The 25,376-nt window shown below is 42.1% G+C and carries 22 protein-coding genes, 1 tRNA gene and 1 other annotated feature; of the genes, 7 read left to right on the top strand and 16 right to left on the bottom strand.

Annotation, left to right across the window (positions count from 1 at the left end; genetic code table 11):
• Window position 1 precedes the first annotated feature (1 nt).
• The 6 genes from JMX03_RS08625 to JMX03_RS08600 all read right to left on the bottom strand — a co-directional run bounded on the left by JMX03_RS08625 (window position 2) and on the right by JMX03_RS08600 (window position 8,189).
• On the bottom strand, window positions 2-709 hold the full coding sequence (locus tag JMX03_RS08625) for a hypothetical protein (RefSeq protein ID WP_201596146.1): 708 nt from the start codon (window positions 707-709) through the stop codon (window positions 2-4).
• Window positions 693-4,703: an ATP-binding protein gene (locus tag JMX03_RS08620; protein WP_201596144.1), complete on the bottom strand. Its 4,011-nt coding sequence runs from the start codon at window positions 4,701-4,703 to the stop codon at window positions 693-695. Before JMX03_RS08620 ends, JMX03_RS08625 begins: the two co-directional genes overlap by 17 nt.
• A gap of 327 nt (window positions 4,704-5,030) precedes the next feature.
• Complete coding sequence (locus JMX03_RS08615) at window positions 5,031-5,501, bottom strand: class I SAM-dependent methyltransferase (RefSeq protein WP_201596142.1); 471 nt, start codon at window positions 5,499-5,501, stop codon at window positions 5,031-5,033.
• Window positions 5,502-5,506: 5 nt separating this feature from the next.
• Entirely contained in the window at window positions 5,507-6,577 is a 1,071-nt protein-coding gene (locus JMX03_RS08610; RefSeq protein WP_227695531.1) for an HNH endonuclease, read from the bottom strand.
• A gap of 122 nt (window positions 6,578-6,699) precedes the next feature.
• A complete protein-coding gene (locus JMX03_RS08605) occupies window positions 6,700-7,386 on the bottom strand; it encodes a hypothetical protein (RefSeq protein ID WP_201596140.1) in 687 nt (228 codons plus the stop codon).
• A 35-nt stretch (window positions 7,387-7,421) separates the two neighbouring features.
• Window positions 7,422-8,189 carry a hypothetical protein gene (locus tag JMX03_RS08600; protein WP_201596138.1) on the bottom strand — a complete coding sequence of 256 codons (768 nt, stop codon included), beginning with the start codon at window positions 8,187-8,189 and terminating at the stop codon, window positions 7,422-7,424.
• A 559-nt stretch (window positions 8,190-8,748) separates the two neighbouring features.
• On the opposite strand from JMX03_RS08600, the gene JMX03_RS08595 reads away from it, so the two are divergent.
• Window positions 8,749-10,303 (top strand): IS3 family transposase gene (locus JMX03_RS08595; RefSeq protein ID WP_201596136.1). Its coding sequence is split into 2 segments (ribosomal slippage): window positions 8,749-9,206 and window positions 9,205-10,303, totalling 1,557 coding nucleotides; the frame shifts between segments, so codons are not numbered across the junction.
• Here the strand turns inward: JMX03_RS08595 and JMX03_RS08590 are convergent.
• The 8 genes from JMX03_RS08590 to JMX03_RS08555 form a co-directional block, all read right to left on the bottom strand.
• Complete coding sequence (locus tag JMX03_RS08590; protein WP_201596134.1) at window positions 10,300-10,557, bottom strand: hypothetical protein; 258 nt, start codon at window positions 10,555-10,557, stop codon at window positions 10,300-10,302. The two genes, JMX03_RS08595 and JMX03_RS08590, sit on opposite strands and share 4 nt — an antisense overlap.
• 244 nt (window positions 10,558-10,801) lie before the next feature.
• A complete protein-coding gene (locus JMX03_RS08585) occupies window positions 10,802-11,776 on the bottom strand; it encodes a WG repeat-containing protein (RefSeq protein WP_201596132.1) in 975 nt (324 codons plus the stop codon).
• 211 nt (window positions 11,777-11,987) lie between these two features.
• Entirely contained in the window at window positions 11,988-13,049 is a 1,062-nt protein-coding gene (locus JMX03_RS08580) for a WG repeat-containing protein (protein ID WP_201596130.1), read from the bottom strand.
• Window positions 13,050-13,191: 142 nt separating this feature from the next.
• Window positions 13,192-13,629, bottom strand: coding sequence for a hypothetical protein (locus JMX03_RS08575; RefSeq protein WP_201596128.1), 438 nt, complete (start codon window positions 13,627-13,629; stop codon window positions 13,192-13,194).
• Between the two features lie 38 nt (window positions 13,630-13,667).
• Window positions 13,668-14,887 (bottom strand): IS3 family transposase gene (locus JMX03_RS08570; protein WP_406947705.1). Its coding sequence is split into 2 segments (ribosomal slippage): window positions 13,668-14,611 and window positions 14,611-14,887, totalling 1,221 coding nucleotides; the frame shifts between segments, so codons are not numbered across the junction.
• Window positions 14,496-14,612, bottom strand: a sequence feature (AL1L pseudoknot). (Overlaps the previous gene by 117 nt.)
• A 114-nt stretch (window positions 14,888-15,001) precedes the next feature.
• Window positions 15,002-15,295 (bottom strand): hypothetical protein, encoded by a 294-nt coding sequence (locus tag JMX03_RS08565; RefSeq protein ID WP_201596124.1) that lies wholly within the window; start codon window positions 15,293-15,295, stop codon window positions 15,002-15,004.
• Window positions 15,292-16,536, bottom strand: coding sequence for a site-specific integrase (locus JMX03_RS08560; protein WP_201596122.1), 1,245 nt, complete (start codon window positions 16,534-16,536; stop codon window positions 15,292-15,294). The genes JMX03_RS08565 and JMX03_RS08560 overlap by 4 nt, the downstream gene beginning before the upstream one ends.
• A 16-nt stretch (window positions 16,537-16,552) precedes the next feature.
• Complete coding sequence (locus JMX03_RS08555; RefSeq protein WP_201596120.1) at window positions 16,553-16,768, bottom strand: hypothetical protein; 216 nt, start codon at window positions 16,766-16,768, stop codon at window positions 16,553-16,555.
• A gap of 197 nt (window positions 16,769-16,965) precedes the next feature.
• Between JMX03_RS08555 and JMX03_RS08550 the strand changes: the two genes are divergently transcribed.
• Window positions 16,966-17,193 carry a helix-turn-helix domain-containing protein gene (locus tag JMX03_RS08550; protein WP_201596118.1) on the top strand — a complete coding sequence of 76 codons (228 nt, stop codon included), beginning with the start codon at window positions 16,966-16,968 and terminating at the stop codon, window positions 17,191-17,193.
• A gap of 376 nt (window positions 17,194-17,569) precedes the next feature.
• Here the strand turns inward: JMX03_RS08550 and JMX03_RS08545 are convergent.
• Window positions 17,570-17,644 (bottom strand) — tRNA-Gly (locus JMX03_RS08545).
• 272 nt (window positions 17,645-17,916) lie between these two features.
• Here JMX03_RS08545 and JMX03_RS08540 point away from each other — a divergent pair.
• Window positions 17,917-19,581 (top strand): alpha-keto acid decarboxylase family protein, encoded by a 1,665-nt coding sequence (locus JMX03_RS08540; protein WP_201596116.1) that lies wholly within the window; start codon window positions 17,917-17,919, stop codon window positions 19,579-19,581.
• Window positions 19,582-19,877: 296 nt separating this feature from the next.
• Here JMX03_RS08540 and JMX03_RS08535 read toward each other — a convergent pair whose 3' ends face one another.
• Window positions 19,878-20,666: an IclR family transcriptional regulator domain-containing protein gene (locus tag JMX03_RS08535; RefSeq protein WP_201596114.1), complete on the bottom strand. Its 789-nt coding sequence runs from the start codon at window positions 20,664-20,666 to the stop codon at window positions 19,878-19,880.
• A gap of 48 nt (window positions 20,667-20,714) precedes the next feature.
• Between JMX03_RS08535 and JMX03_RS08530 the strand changes: the two genes are divergently transcribed.
• From JMX03_RS08530 to JMX03_RS08515, 4 genes are all read left to right on the top strand, one after another.
• Entirely contained in the window at window positions 20,715-22,085 is a 1,371-nt protein-coding gene (locus JMX03_RS08530) for a lyase family protein (RefSeq protein WP_201596112.1), read from the top strand.
• Between the two features lie 225 nt (window positions 22,086-22,310).
• Window positions 22,311-23,366, top strand: a complete 1,056-nt coding sequence (locus tag JMX03_RS08525) for a TRAP transporter substrate-binding protein (RefSeq protein WP_201596110.1) — start codon at window positions 22,311-22,313, stop codon at window positions 23,364-23,366.
• A gap of 209 nt (window positions 23,367-23,575) precedes the next feature.
• Window positions 23,576-24,463 (top strand): TRAP transporter substrate-binding protein, encoded by an 888-nt coding sequence (locus JMX03_RS08520; RefSeq protein WP_320158305.1) that lies wholly within the window; start codon window positions 23,576-23,578, stop codon window positions 24,461-24,463.
• 59 nt (window positions 24,464-24,522) lie between these two features.
• Window positions 24,523-25,314, top strand: a complete 792-nt coding sequence (locus JMX03_RS08515; RefSeq protein ID WP_227695522.1) for a class II aldolase/adducin family protein — start codon at window positions 24,523-24,525, stop codon at window positions 25,312-25,314.
• The last annotated feature ends 62 nt before the right edge of the window (window positions 25,315-25,376 follow it).

Below are 25,376 nucleotides of genomic sequence, written 5' to 3'. Positions count from 1 at the left end.
ACTAAGTCTCAATCTCGTCATCGTTGAGGTCGATACTTGTTGCAGGCGTATTGACGTCGGTAGCAGACAACTCAAAGCTATTTTGATAACTGTCTTGAGCACCATCTTGCTCGTCTTTAGAGGGATGCAAGTGTTGATACTTACTAATGTATTCTAATTGATCGTAGAGTAGCGACCATTTTGCAGTGGCTTTATATAACGCGCCAGTTGAGCTGACTGAATGTAAGTAGCCTTCGTTTTCAAGGTACTCAACGAGGCTATTGAGTTGTTTTTTGGCTTCTTTAGTTTGGCGACCAAGTTTGGCTGTGATATCGGCCAGCTGTAGCTCTAATTGCTTTGAGGACTCGATGCTAGCGAGCAAATCAGATAGCTTAATCATATCACCTGCTTGTAGAGGACGACTGCTATCGGTAGCACCGCGTACCAAACGCAACCACAAGATGAGCGGGTAAAGTAGCACGCTCATCTTATTAAACGACTGACGGATGGCTTTATTACTGTCTTTCTCATTGATATCCATATAGCCTAAGTAAGCGCCTTGTTTATCTGAGGTCAATAACACTTGACGATTCATCTTTGATAAATAATCTTGCATACTGGCAAGGTTGTCTTCTTCTTCGAGCCAACTCATCATAGCCGGCTGAGTCATTTTATCGATAATATGTCCTGATAATAAATGCAGGGTAATTTGGCTAAAGGTTTGACTCATGATTGACCTCCTCAGCTAACATAGGGGCCTGCGGTAAAGCGGTATCGGTGAGAGTAGTTGCATGATGAGCCGAGCTTTGTGTATCAGCTAGAGATAATAAAGGGTTACGCGTAGTGGTTCGCTTGACTTCAAACTGACGCACGCCCTCTTTAAGATCTAACAGGTTTTTATTGACAAAAAAGCGATTGAGCGCTGGAGTCGCATCAGGCTGAGCACAGAATAAGGTGACGTTATACTGTTTCATCAAATCAAAAAGTAAAACGGTGTTTTTACCCGATAATTTACCGATTTCATCGAGTGGCCAGTGTATGGTGACGTCTCTATCTGGACACAAGTAGCGTGTCATACCACAGAACACCACGATGACAGCAAGCATCGATAGCCCAGTGCTACTGGCATTTTGTAAGTCATTATCGGTTTTGATAGGTACTTGCCGACCATTTTCGGTGATCTGAATGGTCATCTCGACTAAGCTATCGATATTTAGGTCTATCTGCGACTGCTTAAATGAAGTGATGACTTGCTCAAAGCTATTGATAAAGGCCTCGTCTGGTAGCTGATTGCGTGTAAGCTCCCAGTCTTGGTAATGACGATCAAAGCGCTCTAAGTCTTTCCAGATTGCATATTCATGTATCTTGGAGTTCAGCTCAATACGAATATCACTTAACGCCTCAAATTTATGCTGAGTGTTGATATCTTTTGCCAGTCTTTTACCTATCGTACTGATTTTATTCTTTATGCTGTTTAAAGAGCCGTAATAGTTACTTATATCGAGACCGATAGTGACAAATGAGCTGTGAATGATTTTTTCTAATTGTACTAGATCTTCATTGACCACCATCTGTAGCGACATCACATCGAGTAAGGCGATTACTTCGGGCGATAATACGTGCGTATCATGTTCTTGATTTTGAGTGCTATTAGACTCTTTTATACGTTGATATCTATATTGGTTTTGTCTATTTTGCCATGCTTGGTGTACCTGACTGCCTAGATGCTGGGTCATGTCATTGTGTAGGGTGCTCGCTGTTTTTTTGATCTTATCGAGTGCTTGTTGGCATTCGGGAACCAGTTTATTGATACTGGTGAGCCAAGGGACGTCATCGCTATCTAAATTCAGCGACAATTCAGGGAGTCGGGTCTCAGACTCTAAAGCAGTAAGATCAATATTTTGTGTGTTTGCATCATTAAAATTTAAGCTAGAGTGATGTCGTAGCTGTGCTAGGGCAGGCAACTGATCAGCCAGCTTGGCTTGCTGATAGACTGTCTCAAGCTCTCGTAAATAAGAAGTATAGGGACGAGCTTTGGTTTGCCAAGTCTCCACACTTGCTTGCTGAACGCCTAAGTGGTGAAGCCGTTTGCTCACTTGTTTGAGCTCATGATTTTTTCTAGTTAAAGCGTGTTCTTTTGCCATCTGTTTGGTATCGATAGCATCCTTTAAGCTCATCAACTTATCGGTCAAGTCATGAATTTGCGCTTGGTAATTAGGCGCTTCAACCCATTCAAGTTTTAGCCAGCGCTCATATTTTTCAACCAGTCCTTCATAAGCTTTGATTGTGTTATAACGCGCTTGTAACCGCTCTGCCTCGCTCTTAACTTGGTTTAAGGTATCGGTATCGACGCCTTCTTCTTTAAGGGCTTGCTGATACGATTGTTGTAACAAAGACTCTTGCTGGTTTTTATTTTTCTCAGCATCACTGATGAGCTTTTTCTTTTCTTCAATCTGGTCATCTCGGCGGCGCTTAATTGATTCCATTAAATCTTTGAAGGTATCTAAGCGCTGACGACTCTCTGTCATCATCTGTTGTTGCTCTTGAGACTGTTTTTCTTTGAGCAGGCGCACTTGATTCTTATGTTCGCTAAGTTTTGTCTCTTGTTCCTCGAGGCGTTGCAGGCGTTTTGTAGCACAGATCTGCTCAAACTCACCTTGACGGCTTTTGATAGCGTCTATAGCGTCCTTATTATGAGCGAGTTTATTGTTAATAGATGAATTTTGCGCATCCATGCTATGACGTTTGCGTCGAAGAAGCGTCGTCGCTTGTGCAATATCTTGTAAACGTTGCTCAACTTCTGTAAGTTCCATAACGTGAGCATCAATACGACTTCGCAATGCCAGATCATTTTGAGCAAACTCAGGCGTTTCAATAGCGTCAAGATTGAGCGCTAACCCATATATATCGTCGCTCAATTCAGCTTGCCACTGCGGACTTAGATCTGTGCGATGGATCAGCTCAGGGTGGATCACTTTGGCAATATCTTGTTGCCAGTTAGAGGTCCCTGCTGAGGCATTAGACTTCATAAACGACAATAAACTGCCACTCTCTGGATTTAACTGTTTTTCAAGCGTTTTAATTTTATCTTTTATCTTTTTTGCCAGCTGTTCATAGCGCTGCGCCTCTTCATCTTGCGATTGTATCTGCTTATCTAGATCAGCCGATTCATGATGTAGAGTCTCTAACTCTGAGTGCCATTGACTAGCCTGGCTATTGGCTTGCGTGAGCTCATCGTCTAGCTGATCTTTATAGGCCTGCTCATCGGGAGTCAGTACTTTATGAGCGATCATCTCTATTGCCAGCTCAATAGGACGGGCTTGCTGCTGCAGACTTGTCAGTTGCTCTTGATGTAGTTCATTGCGAGCGCGCAGACGAGCTTCATTTTTATTTTGTTGATTGTCTTTATCGGACTCAGTTTGACGTAGTTCTTCTTCAGCACTCTGCCTAATCTGCTCAATTTGTAAGTTGATACGGCTGCTAGTATCGTTAAGCTCAGTACTGAGTGTTAACCGCTTGGAGTCATAGTCGCGTTTTTGCTTATCAAACGACTGTTGTAAATCATCAAGTAGAGTCAACTGCTGCCTTAATTGCTGCTCGTACTCATTAAGATTGGAGAGGGCTTGTCTTTTTTGCTCAATGTCTTGCTGCTCAAAACTATCTTTTTGCGCCTGTAAGCTTGCTAAGTATTTTTGTTTTGATTTTAAATTTATCTCTGAGTCATTTTGCTCCGTCTTAAGGGCATCAATTTGCTTATCAAACGACTGCTGAACAGAGTGGTACTGTTTATTAAGGCTCGCTTGTAAACTAAGCAGTTGCGTCCTATGTTCTGCTATTTTTGCAATATAGCGCTTGCTAATATGGCTATGGGAGGCAAGAGACTGCCAAATCTCTAATAAGTCTATGGCATTTTGATTGGCATTTTTGATAGCCTCGCGATGCTGCTCAAAGGCTTTAAGACTGCGCAGATCATTAATCAACCCTTCATTTTTTTGACTACTTTTGTTGTTGGTTTTGCTATGAATAGGGGTTTGCTGAAAGCTGATTTGATCTCTTAAAAAACAATCGACGAGCATGGTCTTAAAATGCGCTAAGAGTTTGTCATGGCGCAGGACAACTGACGTTAAGACCCCAAGATGCTGTACGCGCTCTTTTGCAATGCCATAAGCTCTTGGGTAACTGATAAAGCTAGATTTTTTATTGCGCTTACGCAGATTTTGATAATCCCCTTGGATAATGTCCCGATAATCGATAATATTATCGATTTGGCTACTGACCTCAATACCGTCTTTGACATAGAGCTCTCGCAAGATGTCATGACTAGAATCGTTTTTAGTAAAAAGATGGGCAATATCTGGATGAAAGATAGTGTCTTCCGCGCGGCCACTGATAAAGCGATAAGCATAGTGGTTTTCGTTGCGTTTACGGTACAAGCACACGCAGTAAGTTTGAATATCACTTGCTTGCTGACGCGTGTATTCATAAACGATCAGACTTTGATTGGACGGTAAGTAATACTCAACGAAGTTGGATTTATTACCAGCTCGGGTGATGAGCTTGTTAGGCTCTTGACCATAAAAGATGGGAATGAGTATGAGCGCTGATGTCTTGCCAGCACCATTATCACCTGTGTTATTGGTATGTCCGTTACAATTGATACGAGTGCGTTTGCCTCTAAAATAAGAGTCATGCAATATAATAGAGGTCAAGCCTGTCACTGTCATAAAAGCTCTCTAATATTTTTAGTTCTAAATATTTAGTTATATGGTCATATCAGTAAAATAAATTAACCTGATGTTTTTAAAACACTACTATTAAAGCACATTTAGGCTAAGCCTATAAGCTATATACCGGATAACAATGAGCTAGCAACTCATTTAAGAAATGTGTCATTACCAGATAATAATTGATTATTATGCTTTTTGATCATTAAATTTAGCCATTTCTTTGATATATTAGCTCTTTGGTCTTCAGTTATCCAAGTCATAAGAGTAATAGAATTATCTAGACTTGCAATAATCTTATCAATACGAGCCTCATGTCAAAGTATCCTAACGACACCGCGCATAACTTTGTGCTCGCCGATCGCCATATTTAAAAGAGGCATAAAAAACCCCATTATCTTTCAGTGTATTAAGCAAATTATTGAATAAGAAAGGCAGTTCGACGTAAGGTACATGAAGCAAAGAAGCACATGCCCAAATACCTGTAAATCGCTTATACCAAACTTGAAATGGAGTTTGTTCGAAGGTCATACATTGCCACTCAACTTGCTCATTATAATGGCTCTCTGCCCAATCGACTAGCGTTTGGCTACCATCAATAGCCATAACCTTATAACCTAAGTTTGCGAAATGCGCGGCATCACGACCTGAACCGCAGCCAATATCTAAAATATGCTGATTGCTATCAGGTAGATTATCAATAAATATTTGATAGAGCTCTTTCATATCGACCTGATAGGTACTATTAGCATAGCTTATCGCATGGTCAGCATAGTACTGTCTAGTGAGTCGCTGCATATCTGTCATAATGATAAGCTAGGCATTGCTTTACTGATAATCTCGAGCTGTTTTGGCGGTTGCCAAACCAAGTCCCCATTTTCGATTGCCAAATTATATGCCCATTCACTGATCTTCTTAGTCTTATTATAGTTTGCAACGAAGCCTTTCCCTATAGCAAAGCTGTTGATCTCCTGATGATAGATAGAGTTACGATGTAACCAACGCTCATAAAAAGGAATATCTGCTAAGTAGTCTCTTCTAGCATTATTACAACGGCGATCGGCGAGCACAAAGTTATGCGCGGTGTCGTTAGGATACTTTGACCAAGGGATAAAATGATCGACCTCCATGTCTTTACTTAAAGGCCTGCCGCAGTAAAAGCATTGACAGTCTTGTATATCTATTAGCATGGGCAAAAGACTGGATAAGGCTTGCCGCGATTGACCAAATAGAAAGTGTCTTAGATCAGTATCTTGATCAAACACCAAGTGATTGTGCTTATTACTGCGAACGAAATCAGTCCAGTATTGTTGACATAATTTAAAGATAATGTGACTAAAATGAGCCAGACAGTAGGCTATCCCCTGATTGAGCAAAACGCCTTTGTTATTCTTGTCATCGTAATGGTACAAAAAGGTACGTTCTATATTTTCAGGGGTTTGCAAAAACTTAGCCGGATATTTGCGGATGGTTTGAGCGACTGATTTTTTGAGGGCTTGCCATTCTTGTGTATGATGCACTTTTGCTTTGTTGATATTGGCTTGCTTAGCTTGCAGCTCAACAATACTATTAATGATAGCAGCTTGTCGTCCAGTATTCTGAGACAAAATAAAAGCGGTTTCTTCATTAGAGCTATGGTTATGCGTATAAGGTAGGGACTGTTTCCAATAAAGTTTGATATACTGTTCAGCCAGATGCTCATAGCTGATAAATAATGTCTCGTTACCATGAATTCCTGATTCAATCGCAACGTTCACCAGTGACATGAGTAAGGCAAACTTATAGGTTGAGGTATATGAGCCAGACTCCAGCAACCACTGGATGTATTTTATAAACTTTATCTGAAAGTCAAAAGCTGGGATGTCCGTGGTCATTATGTTTCTCAAAATATTCTTATTCTAGTATAAACATCGTTAAATAATCCTAATAAAGTCATAGTAATCATTTACAGCTTAAGATTAATTAAGCTGCAAACGTTGTAAAGATTAAAAGGTGTTTAGTCAAATAGACAAGTGATAGCTTTATTTTTAGGGTTATAAGTTGCGCCCATATCTATCATTTCACCCCAATACTCCATCTTATAAGACCTAAAATTTGGCCAAATAGTAGCGATATTGGCGGTTGGCGAGAATTTTAAGATTTCACCAGAACCTGAAGATTCAGGACGGAACATGAAAATGTACTCTTCTAATGGTTGGTCACGATATTTTATACCATCTTTAAAGATCACGTGATATTGTGTATATTCATTACCTTCATATATTCTTACATTTTTTATCGTATCACGATATTCTGATAGCCATTCTGATCTTGGCTTAACATAATAATTATAGCCATTACTCACGCCTTTAATGCTATCTTCTAACGTCAACGTACTTTGGTCAAATGTCTGAAAAGGCATGTCTTTTCCTAAGCAACCTCCTTCCATGCTGCCGAATAGATATACCATATCGTTTGCAGGCAAAGCGGAATGAGTGTTGCTAGTACTACTGTCTTTAGTGGCAGCAGTTGCTGCGCCTCCTAATCCTTGTCTAACGCCTTCTACCGTGCCATTGACTACTTCTGTTACTAGCGAGCCCACACTATTGACTACGGTACTGCCCATGGTTTGACTCTCAGCGCAGCCAGATAAAGTGATAAGGGCGCCGATAGCGAGTGTCACTATTGTTTTATTTGCTTTCATAATTTAGTCCATTAATTTTTTAGATTTGAGATGCGTTAAAGATCAAACGTACAAGTGACATCGTTGTAGTCAGCATCTGAAGCTCTCAGATCATAAAGCGCGTCACTATAATCAGACTCAAAAAAGGTAGCTAAGCTTTTGGCAATGCCGACATCGCTTGAGGTGCCAGCATTGGCTTGGTCTATGATGGAATAGATATAAAGTGGCTGATGTCCTGGCTTTTCCCATTTATAAAACTGTTGTGAGAAAAGCTCGTTTTCGCCTTTATCGCAGTTTGACTTTACCCGAGTAAGCTCACTCGCTCTAAACAGATCTTCAACTTTATAAACTTTACTACCCGTCTCATCCTCCATTACTGACTGTCCAGAGCCGATAGTTATTATTTCGGGTTGTGCCTTTGTACCTATAACTCTCATGCCACCAACGTCATCTAAACCGCCCCAAATGTAGTATTGATTCTTTTCAGGTGAATACTCATCTTTAGTAGGTGTTTTAGGATCCCACTCTTTAACAGCAGATATACTAGCCAGCTTTTCCCAATTCCAACTGGATTCTGGTTCTAGTGCTAAGTAGTCAGTGACTTGAGCAAATTTAGGAGGGTTTTCATCAATCACTTCGACAACTTCTACCTCTGCTACAGACTCAGTAGTGGCATCTGATTCAGCAACAACCGTTTCTGTAGAAGTTGCTACTTCAGGAGTAGCGACATCAGTCGTTTCCTCTATTGGCGTCTTATCAGAGCAACCCGTGAGAGTAACAAGACTAGCTAGGGCAAATATGGATAAAATGTGATTGGCTTGCATTGAAAATTTCCTTAAAATATAAATTTTTAACTTAAAAACTTGAATCTAGTTATTTAGTGAGTTGAGACCAGTAAATATAAATACTAATCTCAACTAATACTTTTATTAAATATAAAATAGCTAGCTCCTATATAGTTGATAATGAAAGCATAGATTTTATTAAAAACCGTAAGTATGAAGGTTAAGATTAGTAATTTTCACTAATAAAAGAATAATGTCAATTAAATATATCTTGTTCTTTTTAAAATATATTCTACTTATGAACAATAATGAGAGAAAATTGCCTCAACTATATCTCTATCTATACGTTTCTTGAAAGTCGTATCGAAAGTTTTTTCAGGAGTGTCGGGATAAGACATAGACTCTTTTAAACTGATCTTCTTATTGTCATTCAATAGGTGAATAAAGGATTTGGTAGGTTCTGAACAATTTATAGTTACTGGGTTAGCAAAAGCACCATAGTATCCTGTTGACTCAACAAAAATTGTCATAACCCCCCTATGGCAGGATAGTTGTCACCCCTAAATAATAATTCCAAAGGGGACAATGAGGACACATCATGCCACGATATAGCGAAGAACGTAAACAGGCTATACTCAGCAAACTGCTACCCCCGCTGAGCCTAAGTGTTGCCGAGGTTTCAAGAAGTGAAGGCATCGGATTACAGACCCTGTATAATTGGCGTGCCCAAGCTAGAGAACAAGGTCACCCCATGCCAACGAACCACAAAACCCCTGATGACTGGTCAAGCGAAACCAAGCTTGCCACCATTATAGAGACGGCCACCCTAAGCGAGAGTGAACTTAGCGAATACTGCCGCAGCAAAGGCCTATATGTTGAGCAAATCAAAGCGTGGCGTACTGACGCCTTACAAGGCTTTAGCAGCAGCAAACAACAAAGCCTGAAAGACAAGCGTCAGCAGCAGAGCGATCGCAAACAGATCAAACAACTCACCCGAGAGCTTGCTCGAAAAGAAAAGGCTTTAGCTGAAACTGCCGCCTTACTGGTACTGCGAAAAAGCTGGATGCGTTTTGGGAGGAGCGCGAGGACGACTGACCTCGCTTCCAGAGCGCAAACAATACATCGCATGGATACAAGAAACCAATCAATCAGGTGCCAGACTTAACCTTGCCTGTATTGAAGTTGGCATTAGCATCCGCACCTATCGGCGCTGGTACCGCGCAGGTCACGTGAATGGTGATAAACGGTGTGACGCCGTGCGCCAAGCTCCTAAGAATAAACTGAGCGCCTCTGAACAAGCCGCCATTATTGCCGTGTGCAATCAGCCCCGCTTTGCCAGTCTGCCGCCCACCCAAATTGTACCGACCCTGCTTGATGAGGGGATATATCATGGCTCAGAGTCTACCTTTTATCGGGTGCTGAGGCAGCATGAGCAATTGGCTCACCGCGGTCGTGCACTTGCCCCTAAAGCCTCAAGCGCCCCAAAGACCTTTACTGCCACTGGCCCTTGCCAAGTGTTCTGCTGGGATATCACCTATCTGCCAAGTCCGGTACGGGGTCAGTTCTATTATTTGTACATGATAGAGGATGTCTATAGCCGTAAAATTGTTGGCTGGGAGGTTTATGACCACGAGTCAGGTGTACTGGCAGCTCAGCTGCTTGAGCGTACTTTAATCAGTGAGAATGCATTGCACACTGGGGTGGTGCTACACTCAGACAATGGGGCACCGATGAAAGCTCAAACCATGCGCATGAAAGCGTATGAGCTTGGGGTACTCACCTCTTACAGCAGACCGCGTGTCAGTAATGACAACCCGTTTGCAGAGTCTTTATTTAAAACCTGCAAGTATCGCCCTAATTGGCCCACCGAAGGCTTTAAAAGCGTTGAGGCGGCAAGACGATGGATGCTGAGCTTCACGCGCTGGTACAACAATGAGCATAAGCACAGTCAGCTTAACTTTGTGACGCCCAATCAGCGCCATACGGGTGAGGATAAGGAAGTACTGGCGAAGCGTCTGCTCACGATGCAGCGCGCTAAAGATGAAAACCCGATACGCTGGGGAACTCAGGAGGTGAGGAACTGCGAGCCTGTAGGGCCAACAACGCTAAACCCTGTAAAAGAGCAACAACAGCAAAGATTACAAGCCGCTTAATTTAGCTTGATGGTGACAACTACCTTGAAAAACTCCGTAACTCTAGGTTTCTTACTACGATCACTAGGTGAGTCCACGGTAAACGGTTTTGAGTACCAAGTTGTCGATCGGTATCCATCACCTATTGGTATGTCAAAAAGCTCTACTTCCGCTTGATTGAAGAAATCTCCAGCATTTTTGATTGTGGCATTCACAGTGGTGAAGCTTAAAGCAGATAAAGCTAATCCAATGATTGCTTTCTTAGTAACTTGCATAAGCATTTTCCTTTTGTTTTTTTTAAGTCTAAATTTTAGTAGATAAAAACCCTAGTATTAGTTGGCTCACCTGAAAATTTTTATTCTCCAGCATTTGACACAATATAGCTTCAAGAGCTTTTTATCTTTTAATGCTTAAAATGTCTATTATATTATTGATATGTTAATCACAATAAAATTGTATTAACTGACATTGAATAATGACTATACAGAATATAGAAAAGTAAATTGAGTTAACCTGCTCCTAGCAATAAGGCCAACCCAATCTATCGACAAGCCACCTTCTTATCCGCTTTATTGATACATACCGTTTTCTGATTATAGTGGCCACTTGTGCTACATTATCTTCAAAAATAAAATAGCTTGCGCCCATATAGTTAACGCTATAGCGCTCAACATTATCATCTGAATATTTAAAAGGAATCACGGTTTTGTTCGCGCCATCAATAAACCCCCATTTACCACCTTTCAAAACGCCAGCGATACCTTCGCTAAACGGACGTATTTCATCATAGACAAAGGGGATGGCGACTTTACCTGTTTTAGTAATATAGCCCCATTTATCACCCTTTTTCATACCAGCTAAACCCTGAGAGAAACCATAAACACCGCCAAAGTGACCATTAGTAGCATCATATTGAGGCGCAATAACTTCTTTACCATCGGTATCAATAAAGCCCCATTTATAAGACTTCGATACTACTGGAGCCATACCTTCACTGAACGACTCAATAGAGTTGTATTTATTAGTGAAAGGCATGATGACCTTATTAGAGGTATCGATAATGCCTAACTTACCGTTTTTGGATACTACGATACGATTTTGTGATGGTGATTCAGCCCAAGTCTCATCGTATTTATCATCAGGGTCTTGCATACTATCGTAAATAGTTGGTACTACCAGCTTACCTTGGGTATTCATGTAGCCGACTTTACCGTTTTTCATTACCGCAAAAACGCCATCCTTGATACCCCAGTGATCGATAACATCATAGCCTTTTAGACTTGCTACCACTTTGCCTTGTCTATTTAACAAAGCTTGAGGTCTATAGTTGTCATTGTCTGCAACAAATAAGTTGTCATCAGAGGTGCAGGAAACGCTACTATAATTCGTTTTTGGTGGCTTACATTCACCTTCGTATGCCTGAGCAGGTAGTGCAAAAGCAGTTAAACTGATTATGGCAGTTACAGGGAGCAGACAGGTAGGGTATAAAGTCATAAGTGACATTCCTAATAGTTAAATTTTGTTTAAGTGCGATTTACATTTGAAATTATAGCGGCTGTTTTAGCTTAAAATTAGTAATCCGACGAACGGTAATTCTAGCCGAGTCTTTAAAACAGGGATCTTCGGCTGAATAAAAGACAAATATACAAATTTATTTTTACTCAAGTTTTAAATAAATAGACTATTTTTACGCCTCATTGAGTGATTAGTTATAGCTCTGTTCAAGTACGTCTGATAAGTAGTCATAATTCTTACGCTTAAGCTCTTTACCATTTTTATCAATAGTAATCGCGGTTACTTGGCCATTCTCATTTTCTTGATAAACTTCTATAGTGCCATTTTTAAAATAGCCGCCAATGACATCAGGTGAGTCACCACCTGGATCAATAGAAACATAATCGTATTTAGGCTCTATCACCACTTTTGCTGTAGTGTCGATAAATCCCCACTTGGCATTTTCATAATCGCCTTTAGCGACAGCAGCTAGGCCTTCTGAGAAGGGCATTGCTTGATTCCAAACTGGATCTACTATTACTTTGCCTTTGGTGTTAATAAACCCTTGTTTATCTGAATCTACTGCATTAAACGCCGCCAAACCTTCTTCAAATTCACCTAGATGACCGTATTTAAGGGTGATAATTTCCTTACCATTGTGATTGATAGCGCCGTACTTATAATCTTTTGATACAGTAGCTAAACCATTAGAAAAGTCAGATGCAGTCTCATATTCAAATGAGATTACGGTATTGCCTTTTTTGTCCATATAGCCCCATTTATCTTTTTTTAATACCGCTACTAATCCTTCAGAGAAATCTCTAGCATCCAACATCCAACCGTAATCGGCTGCTATATCTACTGGTATAACTATCTCACCTGAGCTATTGACATATCCAATATAATAGCCTCCATCAGAATCAGACTTCATGTTCTTTTTTAGAAGGTAAGCCATTCCTTCATTAAAACCACCGCAAAAGTCATATTCTGCTTTTACTATTACGTCACCTGCTTCATTCTTAAAGCCACATTGTTCTGAATACTCACCACCTGGTACTGTGTAGTGAACCAAATCAGGCTTATCTTCAGGGGTAATTAAATTCTCTTCCTCTGATATTATGGTTTCTTGCCCAGGCGCTATAGGAGCTTCAGTTGTTTCGACACTGATATCATTGTTGGTTTTTTCGATATCCGAAACCGACTCATTTTTACTACAACCGCTGAGGGTAAGGCTTGTCATTACTGACAAAACAATCAATTGTTTCCGTAGCATACGAGCTGTCCTTTTTATTTTTTATGGTGTTTATTGATAGCTTAATAGCAATTTAGCGTCAAATCTTGGTAGCAAACAGCTTCCTAATTAAGATACGCGCTCATTAAGAAGCTGTTTATGCATTTATCTGAGGGGCGATGACTTACAGCTCACAATTAATGCTGATCTCTCTAGCATTAAAAGTAGCGCCACTATCATACATACCACCCATGCCTTCAACTCTACGAGCTTTAAAGTTTGAAATGATGGCGGGAACGTTTGCAGATGGTGCAAAGATTAGTTTTGCATGAGCGCCTTCAGTTCCCTCGCGATAGCCAATCTCTATGGCTTTTAAAGGTTGTTTTCGATAGTAGGCGTTTTTTAGCTGCAGTGAAAAAGTGACGTAAGAGCCATCTGTACTTTTTATGATATTTTGAATTTGAGTGCGGTACTCTGATGCCCATTGAGTAGACGGTCTGGCACGTGAGTTATCCATATCGATAACCGTGTCTTTAAAGGCATAATAACGATCTGATATCTTGTCGTACGGTGGTGTACTACCCTGACAAGCATCCTCCATCCAACCCATCAAAAAAATCATGAACCGCCCCGACTATATCGGAGGCTGATCTACTTGAGTCAGGCAGCAATGCCTGACAGGATTAAATTATCATAATACCGCTTTTCAAACTCAAAGGGTGACACATATCCAATCGTGCCATGTAAACGGGTTTTATTAAACCAATCCACCCACTCAAGGGTTGCCAGTTCAACATCGTTCACACCAGTCCAGTTCTGCTTTAAATAGTCAATTACCTCAGATTTATAGAGTCCATTGACCGTTTCAGCCAGTGCATTATCGTATGAATCGCCTGTTGTACCAACAGAAGCAATCACGCCAGAGTCCGTCATCTTATCGGTATAGCGAATAGATAAGTACTGAACCCCTCGATCACTATGATGAATCACGTCTTTGGGATTGTTTCTGTCTGCTATTGCTTGATTTAATGCTGCCATCACCATATCGGTATTCATGCGATTCGATACTTTCCAGCCCACAATAGCGCGAGCAAACACATCAATAATAAAAGCGGTATAGACCCAGCCGCTTGTCGTCTTGATATAGGTGAAGTCCGCCACCCAGAGCTGGTTAGGGCGATGAGCGCTAAAGTTACGATTAACCAAGTCATCAGCACGCTTCTGGTCGTCACGGCTGTTGGTGGTAATCCTGCCCTTACCGCGCCAGACACCTTGTAGGCCATGCTGGCTCATTAAACGCTCTACGGTACACCGAGCAACCTTTAACCCGTCAGCTTTCATCTGCTGCCAGACTTTGCGAGCGCCGTAGCGGCACTTGCTATTCTGCCAAATACGTTTAATCTCGCTGAGATAGTAGTCGTCATGCTGACTGCGCAGTGAACGCTTTTCAGGGCAGCACTCTAGGTCTTTAGCACGGTGATAGGTTGACGGGGCAATCGGTAGTACTCTACAAATCAGCTCGATCCCATAACTACCTCTATAGTCATCAATAAACTGAACCATTATCTGGGTGGACGGTCGAGCTCCGCCTGGGCGAAAAAAGCAGCAGCCTTACGTATAATCTCATTGGCTTGCTTGAGTTCTCTATTCTCTCGTTCAAGTTCTTTGATACGCTCTTTGTCACTTTGAGCTTGTACTGAGGCGGGAATAGTTTGGTCTATGTGCTTTTTATGCCAGGATCGCAGTGTCTCAGGCGTACAGCCAATCTTTGACGCTATGGCCTGAATGGCTGACCATGTAGAAGGATAGTCGCTCGACGCTTCAATCAGCATGCGAACGGCGCGTTCTTTAATCTCAGGAGTGTAGGTTTGTCTTTTCATTGTCGTATTCTCTCAGAATGTTGAGTCTCCGACAATACCGGGGCGGTTCAGATTCTTAGATCTCGCGCATTCTGCGTCATATTCGGCTGAAGCTTTACGCTCATCATATTCTCCTTAGTAGCCGCTATAACTAGACTGCGGTAATAGCTTATAAAACTCCCTGTGAAGCTGATCACTCATATCCTCAACAATATAGTCAAAATTCACATCTAAGCGCTTCTGCACCCATACCCGCATCGCAATATCGTTATTAAAGCAGTGCTTCACTCCCAAGAAGCGTGCTAGGTTATAACCCGATGGAACGTAAAACTCACGCATCAATGCATTAGCAATCTGATTAGCATCCTTACTAATCGCACCATCAGGCTTAAACTCGCCAAACAGTTTGTCATAATTGATGATTTTCATTGTGACGTCTCCTTGTCCGTTTGAACATTTGTGGTTAAGCCTATAGTCTCAGAGCTATTCGATGCGCCTATGAGCTTCTCCTTACTTGCTAGCAGTAAGTTATCTATCGCTGAGCCGTCTTGGCGAGTCACGTCAGGCACATAGCGGCTATATACCCGAAACAGCATCTCAGTACTACTGTGACCCATCTGCCGAGCTATCCACTCAGGATTTTCACCAGCAGCCAGCCAAAGTGTCACTGCGGTATGCCGAGTCTGATAAGCGCGCCTGTGTTTGAGACCGAGGAGGGCAAGGGTGGGTTTCCATACCCGCCGATTCACATTACGATACTCCAAAGGGTTACCTTGACTATTACAGAAGATAAACTCTGATTTACCGTAGGTACGTCGCTTCTGCTCCTGTAAGGCGTCGTATACCAGCTGCGACATTGCAATATCACGCTGTGAGCCAAGCGTCTTTGTCGGACCCATCTCGCCATTGACTAATGCACCGCGAATACGAATCTCACGCCGATCAAAATCAACACAGTCCCATTTCAGCCCATCAATCTCACTGGTACGCATCCCCGTAAAGAAGCGGATAGTGTAGTAGGGCTTATAGTCCGCACGCACATGCTTTAAAAACAGCCATACCTCACTCAATGTAAATGGGTTTACATCTGGACGAGCTTGTTTGAGTGTCTTGATGTTTTTATAAGGCGTCTCAAACTCATAGCGATCGGCTGCTTCTTGTAGTATCATACGCAGTGGTACCATGATCTCGTTGATTCGTGATACTGACAGATTTGACTGGCCATCTTTACCGTAACGAACTTTGGCGAGGGAGCTACGGAAGGTCAGCAAGTCTGGTTTTTTTATGGCATGTACCGCTTTGCCACCAAACTCAGGTAACAGATACTTATCAAGGATCGTCTGCACCTTGTACTGATAACTCGGTCGCCACTCAATCTTCTTCTCCTCATACCAAATCTCTGAAAACTGCTTAAAGGTTGGATTACGACTGATACAAGCCTCCGCTCTATCAGCCAGTGCCATCATTTCCTGTGCCCGCTCACTCTTTGGGAAGTAAGCGGCATAGTCAAAAATGCCCAAGGTTATTTCTGCTTCCATTTTTTTCATTACTTGCGCTAATTTTTTACGATTAACTGGAATGTCTTCCAAGCTAGTCTTTTCTCGACAGCGCTTGCCTAAATAGCGGAAGTCAACGACTAGCTTTCCAAACCGTCCTCGCATAGTAGCCATAGTAATTCTCCTTATATTATTGAAGTGCCATACCGTTAATAGCACTCATGACAGGCTTACACATATCCTCTTCGATACGCTCCCAGACATACAAAATTTTGCGACCGCCAAAGGGACGTATGTAATGGATGTTTTCAATCAATACAGTGTCTTTCAGTTGATTGCGAATGGTACGCGGATCGTATTTGATAAGTTCAGCTAGTTCATCAGTTGTTAAATAAGTGTTACTCATAGTATTTACCTCTTTTCAGTTATTAAGTCATCGCATTAAGTGATAGAATAAAAATTATTTTATCAACCTGTAAAAATGCAGCTTTGAAATATCGGTCACTATTTACCCGCTTAAAGGTAATTAGTAACCGTTTTGTGTACTATATTACCTTTTTACCTCAATGTAAAGCATTTTTACCCGAAAAGAGGTATTTTTTTATGATCATTTCCAGGTTTCCTATAATCTTGGCAGAGAAAAAGCTACGCGTGGCGGATGTAGTAAGAGCAACCAGGATGAGTAAATCAACCTTGCATAAGCTATATAATGATGAATCATCAAGAATTGATTTCAACACTATTGATCAGTTATGTGAATTTTTGGACGTGCAGGTGGGTGACTTGTTTGTTTATAAGCCAAATACTAAAGATGATGATGAAGAATCTTGAGGATCTTTAAAACTTAAAATAGATGCGTAGAGAAATAAGTTACAGGGCCTTATTTATAATATTAACTTTTTCACGTTTTGGTCATGCTATGAACTCAACTTACAGGAGCAGTTGAAAGGGGGAAATGATGCTAAGAAAATATTTTTTAGCATTGTTCTTTATAAAGATGGGAATAGTAAGTTGGGGTCAATTACGAAATCAGTGTTTATAGCGTGGGCACGAAATGGTCACGTTTTGGTCACGGTGCTGATTTTTGAGCTTTTAATATGTTAGATAAACTTAACTAGGCCTAAGAATATTATTTGAATTATTCTCTGCAACCCCCGAAAAATAGACAAAAAAAAGCCTCACTGTTAAGTGAGGCTTCTTAGATATTTGGAGCGGGATAAGAGATTCGAACTCTCGACCCCAACCTTGGCAAGGTTGTGCTCTACCACTGAGCTAATCCCGCTGAATCATCAAGTTATTTGTTAGCTACGTAACATCAGATGATGAAGGCGTATTATACGCATTTTTTTTGAACTGTCAACACCCATCACGAAAAAAAGTAAAATTTAGCAAAATAGGCATATTATCTGGCTACGAATATATGTTATAACAGTTTTTTATAATATATATTCCAAAAGCTTTGTAAAAAATAAATGAGCAGGTATGCATTTTATAATTAGCCCCAATCAAATTCACAATCAATAATACTTATAATGATAAGTCAAAGGATGAAAAATGACTCAACAATATACCATCGCTGATTATTTATTCGATCGCATCGCCGAGGCGGGTGCGACTGAGATATTTGGTGTGCCTGGTGATTTTAACTTAACGTTTTTAGACAATGTTATCGCCTCTGATAAGTTGCGCTGGGTGGGTAATACCAATGAGCTAGATGCTGGCTACGCTGCCGATGGTTACGCACGTGAGCGTGGGTTTGCTGCCATGGTGACGACCTTTGGTGTGGGCGAGCTATCAGCGATTAATGCCACGGCAGGCTCTTTTGCCGAGTACGCGCCAGTATTGCATATCGTCGGTGCACCCAGCACAGCGCTACAAGATTCAAAGCGCCGCATCCACCATACGCTTGGTGATGGCGTGTTTAACCACTTTATAAAAATGGTTGAGCCGGTCACTGTGGCGCGTGCCAAAATCACACCAGAAAATGCTGCCTCAGAGATTGATCGAGTCATTCGCTTAATACTCAAAAAGCATCGTCCAGGCTATTTGCTACTACCACCAGATGTGGCAAAAACGCCTATTTACCCACCGACGACCAAGCTTGATGACAGTCAAGAAGATATCACCAGTCAAGCAGCTTTGACAGACTTTAAACAAGCGTTGATAGAGTTTTTACCGAACAAAACTACCACGCTTATGGCAGATTTGATGGTGCATCGTTTAGGACTGCAAAATCAGCTCAAAGCCCTCATTGCTGACACCGACATTCCTTACACCACGCTGTCATGGGGTAAAACACTCCTTGATGAGAACAGCGAGCGTTGGGCTGGTACCTACGCTGGTGTGGCGTCACGTCCAGTCGTCAAAGATGCCGTAGAGAACTGCGAATGTTTGATAAAAGTTGGTGTGCATTACACCGATACCACCACGGCAGGCTTTAGCCAAGACATCAATGAGGAGGTGGTGGTTGATTTGCATTATGAGCGTGCATCTATCAGCGGTCGAAACTTTGCTCCGATTTCGCTAAAGGACTCTTTGCAAGCATTGCATGAAGTCATGACGTCGGGTATTGAAATTGTACCCAAGCAGTTCTGTAAAGAGATGAAGCCGCACGAGCAAAACGGTAAAGACGATGAGCCGATTCGTCAAGATGACCTCTGGCATATCATTGCCGATCACTTAAATCATAATAACGTGGTGTTCTCTGATCAAGGTACGGCTTACTTTGGTATCAGTGATGTGCGTCTGCCAGAAGGGGTGACCTCTTATGGGCAACCGATGTGGGGGTCCATTGGTTATACGCTGCCAGCAAGTTTGGGCGCTGCCATTGCCTCGCCGAACAAGCGTAGTGTGTTATTAATTGGGGATGGTTCAGCCTTACTGACGGTACAAGAGATCGCAGTGATGATTAAAGAGCGCATTAACCCTGTGATTGTATTGGTCAATAATGACGGCTATACGGTTGAGAGAGCCATTCATGGCGAAAACCAACCCTATAATGACATCCCTAAATGCGACTGGCAGGTAATGCCAAAAGCCTTTGGTGCCACCGAAGAAAACAGCTTAATTCTCAAAGCAGAAACGCCTGGTGAGTTGAAGTCTGCCCTTGAAAAAGCGGCTGCAACGACAGACAAACTAGTGATGTTAGAAGTAATTGCAGATAAGCATGATATCCCGCCACTACTGGCAGATATCAGTGCGGCGCTTAAGCCATCATAAGTCGTTTCATAAATACCTTAGGTTTTAGAATCCAAAAGCCCTATTCAGCAATAAGCTGAGTAGGGCTTTTTTATGTCTGATGACGCTTACTTTTTATTGTCAGTTATTGTGCTCTAGGCGTTCATTAATATGATAAATTAAGCGATTAACAGGTGGTCGACATGGCTTTTCATTCATAAGTCCACAGTATGCTTAACTATTAAATAGCGGCTAGTTAGGTAGGGTGATTTTTAGCTTGTACTTAAATCTTGTACTTAAATTTTGCGCTTAAACTAAATTTTTTGCTTAAACTGCCCTTAAACATAGTAGGTTTGGATTTGTGCCGCGCAATCCCGTAATATGGGCAAAAACTGCTCCATTAGAGCGTCATGGGAAATACGTGAGGCGTTAGTGCTAATATTAATGGCACCAATGAGTTCCTTGTTTGCCTTATAGACGGGAAGTGCTAGAGACAGTAAGCCCGTATCCAGCTCTTGATCTACGACCGCATATTGCTTCTCTGCTGCTTGTTGTAGCGCTTGCAGAAACTGATTGCGATCGGTAATGCTGTGGGGGGTGTGTGAAACCAATTCAACGCTATCGACATAGCTTTCAAGCTGTTCATTAGGCAGGTTGGCAAGAATAGCACGGCCCATCGAGGTATAGGCAGCAGGAAGCCTTGTGCCAACTGAGATGCTGATAGACAATAAGCGATGTTTGGCGGCAGAGCGGGCGATATAAACCACATCATCGCCATCCAATACCGCAAAAGAACAAGACTCTCCTGTCTGCTCAGTCACGCGCTCAAGATAAAACTGAATAATATCATGATGATGTACGCCGCCCAAATAGCTGGCACCAATGCTTAACGTCTTCGGTGTCAAGCTGAATTGGCGCTTGTCTTTATGCACGTAACCAAGCGCGTGCAAGGTTAATAGATAGCGTCGGGCTTTTGCTCTGTCTATATTGGCACGTTCGGCGACTTCGCTCAGTGTCATGCTAGAGTGGCTTTCATCAAAAGTCAGTAATACGTTTAGACCTGCTGCAAGAGAGGCCACAAAGTCTGGACTATCGAAGGGTATTTTCTTATCTTGTTCTTTATGCATGATGTTTAATAATTACCAATAAATGATGACTAAAATTAGGGTTTTTAAATGCACATTACTCAATTAATCAATCAGCCTTTTGTACATCCTGACATTGCCCAAGATTTTTCTGATCGTTTGTTTGTGCAAGCGATGTTGGATTTTGAGCTGTCTATCATAGAAGCCAGAGAACATCATAGCCTCATTCCTACAGGTATTCTACAGCAAACTAAGCAAGCATTAACGATAGATTTATTTGATATTGAGGCGATTGGGTCACAAACTTATTTGGGTGGCAATGCTGCCATTCCTTTTGTCGCCCAAGCCAAATCTTTGTTACCTCCAGAAATAAAACCTTATTTTCATAAAACAGTCACCAGTCAAGATGTGGTTGATACCGCGATGATGATGATGCTTAAGCCAGCACTAACACGCATCAATCATGACTTGATCGATGTGCTGCAAGCGTGCGCTGTATTGATAGAAGCTCACAGCACGACACCGATGGCGGGTAGGACGTTATTGCAACAAGCCTTACCGATTACTTTTGGCGTAAAAGTATCACAGTGGGCGGCATCATTAATCGCTGTGATGCCAAATTTAGCACAATTAGAGCAATCAGGCTTTTATTTGCAATGGGGTGGGCCTGTTGGGGTCAGTGATCCAGAGAATGAGCAGTATGAGCTACCCCAGCAAGTCGCCACACTACTTGGTTTGTCACTGCCATTATTACCTTGGCATACCAATAGGCAACCGATTCATGCGATCGCTTCCGCATTAGATGCCTGTGCAGGCGCGATGGAAAATATCATTGATGACATCGCATTACTGTGTCAGTCTGAGTTGGGTGAAGTGGCCGAGCCTGCGATTAAAGGGATGGGCGGATCATCTTCAATGCCCCATAAGCGCAATCCTGTATTGTGTGCCTTAATTAAGACAGCCACTTTAAGAATGCATGGCCATCTGAGTGTGATTAGTAATACAACGGCTCAACCTTTTGAGCGTGCATTAGGCCAATGGCATGCCAGTTGGGTACCTTTAACCGAGGGAGTGGCTTTAGTCGCAGGTGCAGCAGCCTATCTGAAGACTTTGCTACAAGGTCTGCAAGTCTATCCAGAACGCATGGCCGCCAACCTTGATTTAAATAGCGACGCTTATCTTATTGAGCCTTTGCAGCGCTATTTCTTACACAACCAACAGCAAGCTTATCCTTTGATAGAGCAAGCCAGCCAAGAAGCGCATAGCGAACACAAAGGGTTTGTGCAGACACTCTTAGCTTTATTAGAAGCGCAGTCTATAGATAGCGATGCCAATAACAATAGCGCTGAACTTAAAGCCATTCTATCGCCTTTAACCTATAGCGGTGCTGCAGATAGACAGTGCCAAATGATATTACAAACCATTGAAAAATTAATTCCGACTCTAAAAGATGATAAATAGAGGGTAATAAATCAAATAACGAGATTGACACAAGGATAGAAAAGGGTTACCTTAATTCGATATACGAACAACTATTCTAATGAAGAACAAAAAAACCGACTCCTAATGGTTTGGTTGTGCATTTCCTCAAAGTTGTTTTCATGATTGCCATCAAGCAAGCTGCGCCTGACTTGATACTAGAGCTTTATACTAGAATTATATTTAACCATCAAAAAGGATTTCATGATGAAGAAGACTCTCGCACTTAGTATGGCCTTAGCCGCTATGATTGGTATCGCTGGTTGCTCGCAATCAAATGATACCGCTAGTGATGGTGCTGTAGACTCTAAAGAAACCACTACCTTACGTTTTGCCCATTTCTGGCCAGCGACTTCAGCGACGCATACAGAGGTTTTTGCTCCTTGGGCGCAAAAGATTGAAGAAGAGTCAGACGGACGATTGAAAGTTGAGATTTTCCCTTCTGCAACCCTCAGTAAAGCCGACGCTGCCTATGACGCAGCCTCTAAAGGCATGGTCGATATAGGCTCGCAGCTTCAAGGCTATACCGCTGGCCGTTTTCCATTGACTCAAATCACAGAGCTTCCAGGTCTATCTAACTCAGCAACGCAAATGAACTGTATGCTACAGACCTTGTATGATGATGGGGTGATATCAAGTGAGTATGAGGACACACACCTACTATTTATGATGGGTACGGGTCCTGGAGGTATTCATACGGTTGACCAACCTATCAACAAACCAGATGATTTGAAAGGCTTGCGTATTCGCCGTCCATCTGCCATCGCTGGAGACGTCATTGAAGCGGCAGGTGGTACACCTGTAGGCTTGCCTGTTACTGACGTATATACGTCACTACAACGTGGTGTGCTTGATGGCTTGAGTCTGCCATGGGATGCCATGGGGTCATTTAAACTGATTGAGCTTTCAAACACCCATACCAATATTCCGTTTTATAGCTCGGCTATTGTGGTCACTATGAACAAGGATAAATATGCAGGGTTGCCAGAGGATCTGCAGCAGGTCATCGATAATAACTCTGGAAAAATGATGGCGGCTCTTGCCGGTAAAGTGTTCGATGCAGAAGATGATAAGTTTATGGCTGAAGCCAAAGCGAAAGGTGATGTGATGATAGACATCCCTGATCCATTGAATGATCCTGCTTGGAGAGGCCCATTAGAAGCAGGCACGCAAAAGTACTTAAAAGACGTTGAAGCACTTGGATTAGATGCACAAATGGTCTATAAAAAAGCCAAAGAAGCAAGTGCGGCTTGTAAGTCCTAAAGTATGTATAATAAAAATTAGATACAGTTTATTTACAGGGAAGAAATAACAATGTCTAATAAATTTAAAACCAGTGCTATGTTTTTATTGGTAGCGTCTGCTATGGGTCTTGCAAGTTGTTCAGGTCAGCCTGAAGGGGCGGTTAAAGAGGACGCTATAATCTTAAGGTTCTCTCATTTTGGCCCTCTACAGCCGCGCTACATAAGGATGTGTTTGAGCCATGGGCCAGACAAATCGAAGACGAATCAGCTGGTAGGCTCAAGGTTGAGATTTATCCTTCAGCAACCTTGAGTAAGCCTGACATCACTTATGATTCAACGGCTAAAGGCACGGTTGATATAGGCGCTCAGGTTCAAGGCTATATCAGTGGCCGTTTTCCATTGACTGAGATTACTCAGCTGCCAGGTCTGTCAAGCTCAGGTACTCAATTAAGCTGTATGCTACAAACTTTGTATGATGATGTGATAGCAAGTGAGTATGAGGACACGCACCCGTTATTTATGATGGCGTCAGGACCTGGCGCTTTTCATACTATTGATAAGCCTATCCGCAAGCCAGAAGACTTAAAAGGCATGCGTATTCGCCGCCCGTTAGAGATAGCGGCTAACATTATCGAAGCGGCTGGTGGCACCCCTGTTGGTATGCCAGCATCTGATCAATATACGTCTTTGCAGCGTGGCGTCATTGATGGCGTGAGTACGCCTTGGGATGCGGCAGGTGCTTTTAGGTTGGCTGAATTGACCAATACGCATACGACCATGCCTCTATATGGCTCAGCTTTGCTTGTGACGATGAATAAAGGTAAGTATGAAAGCTTGCCTGATGATCTCAAAAAAGTCATCGATGACAACTCAGGCATGGAGATGGCAAAGGTTGCAGGTAATTTATTTGATAGCGAAGATACCAGAGTGATTGCTGAGGCCAAAGCTCGCGGTGATACGATGATAGAGATTCCTGATCCATTAAACGATTCTGCTTGGAGCGGTATACTCAAGACAGAGATTCAAAGCTATTTAGACAATCTTGAAGCTCAAGGACTGGACGCGCAAGGTGTCTATGAAAAAGCTCAAGCAGCCAGTGCGGCTTGTAAAGTTTAAAGCGTAGCAGAGTTCTTAGTCAAAAAAGCATATCGTTGATAAGAGTTATGGAGGACATTATGGATCAGACTATGAAAGATATTTTTGCCTCAGCAGTGACGCCTGCAGGTTATAGCGATATTGAATGGAAGGCTCGAGTAGAGTTAGCACTGTGCTATAGGATGGTTGATTATTATGGATGGACGACTCAAGTTTATAATCATATTTCATATAGAATCCCAGGTACTGAGCACTTACTCATTAATGCCTTTGGTCTTCTATACAGTGAAATCACCCCTTCAAATCTGGTAAAAATAGATTTTGATGGCAATAAAGTTGATGACTCACCTTATCCTATCAATAAAGCTGGTAGTGTTATTCATACGGCCTTGCATAAGGGTAGACCTGATGTTCACTGCGTCATGCATACCCATAATCCTGATGTTCAAGCAGTAAGTGCGCTCAAGTGTGGCTTTATGCCCTTATATCAAGAAGCCTTTATGTTCTACGATCGTATTGGCTACCATGACTTTGAAGGCATCGTACTGGATGAAAGCGAGCAGCAAAGATTGGTAGACTCGCTAGGCCCGACCAATCACACCTTGATGCTTAACAATCATGGAGTTGTTACTACTGGGCCTGATGTGGCTTGGGCATTTATGCGAATGTACCAAATTATACAAGGCTGTCAGGTTCAGTTAAAAGTCATGGCATCAGGCAGTGAGTTACTGCAAGCCAGTGAAGAAGCCATGATTAAAACCAGAGAGCAGTTTGAAGGTGGTGACGCCCAAGGCGGTGCTGAGGTTAGACTGCCTGAGTGGCCAGCGTATTATCGTTTGATGAGTAGGCTTGATCCTAACTGGATTAGATAACAAGACCATGCAAATGACTTATACAGTTTTTTGAAATGAATAAAACCTACGGTAATCCGTAG

Origin of the sequence: Psychrobacter fulvigenes, from assembly GCF_904846155.1 — a bacterium.
In the GTDB taxonomy this organism is placed as follows: Bacteria; Pseudomonadota; Gammaproteobacteria; order Pseudomonadales; family Moraxellaceae; genus Psychrobacter; species Psychrobacter fulvigenes.
The sequence above is the reverse complement of the archived record's forward strand: the minus strand, read 5'-3'. Positions and strand labels throughout refer to the sequence as shown.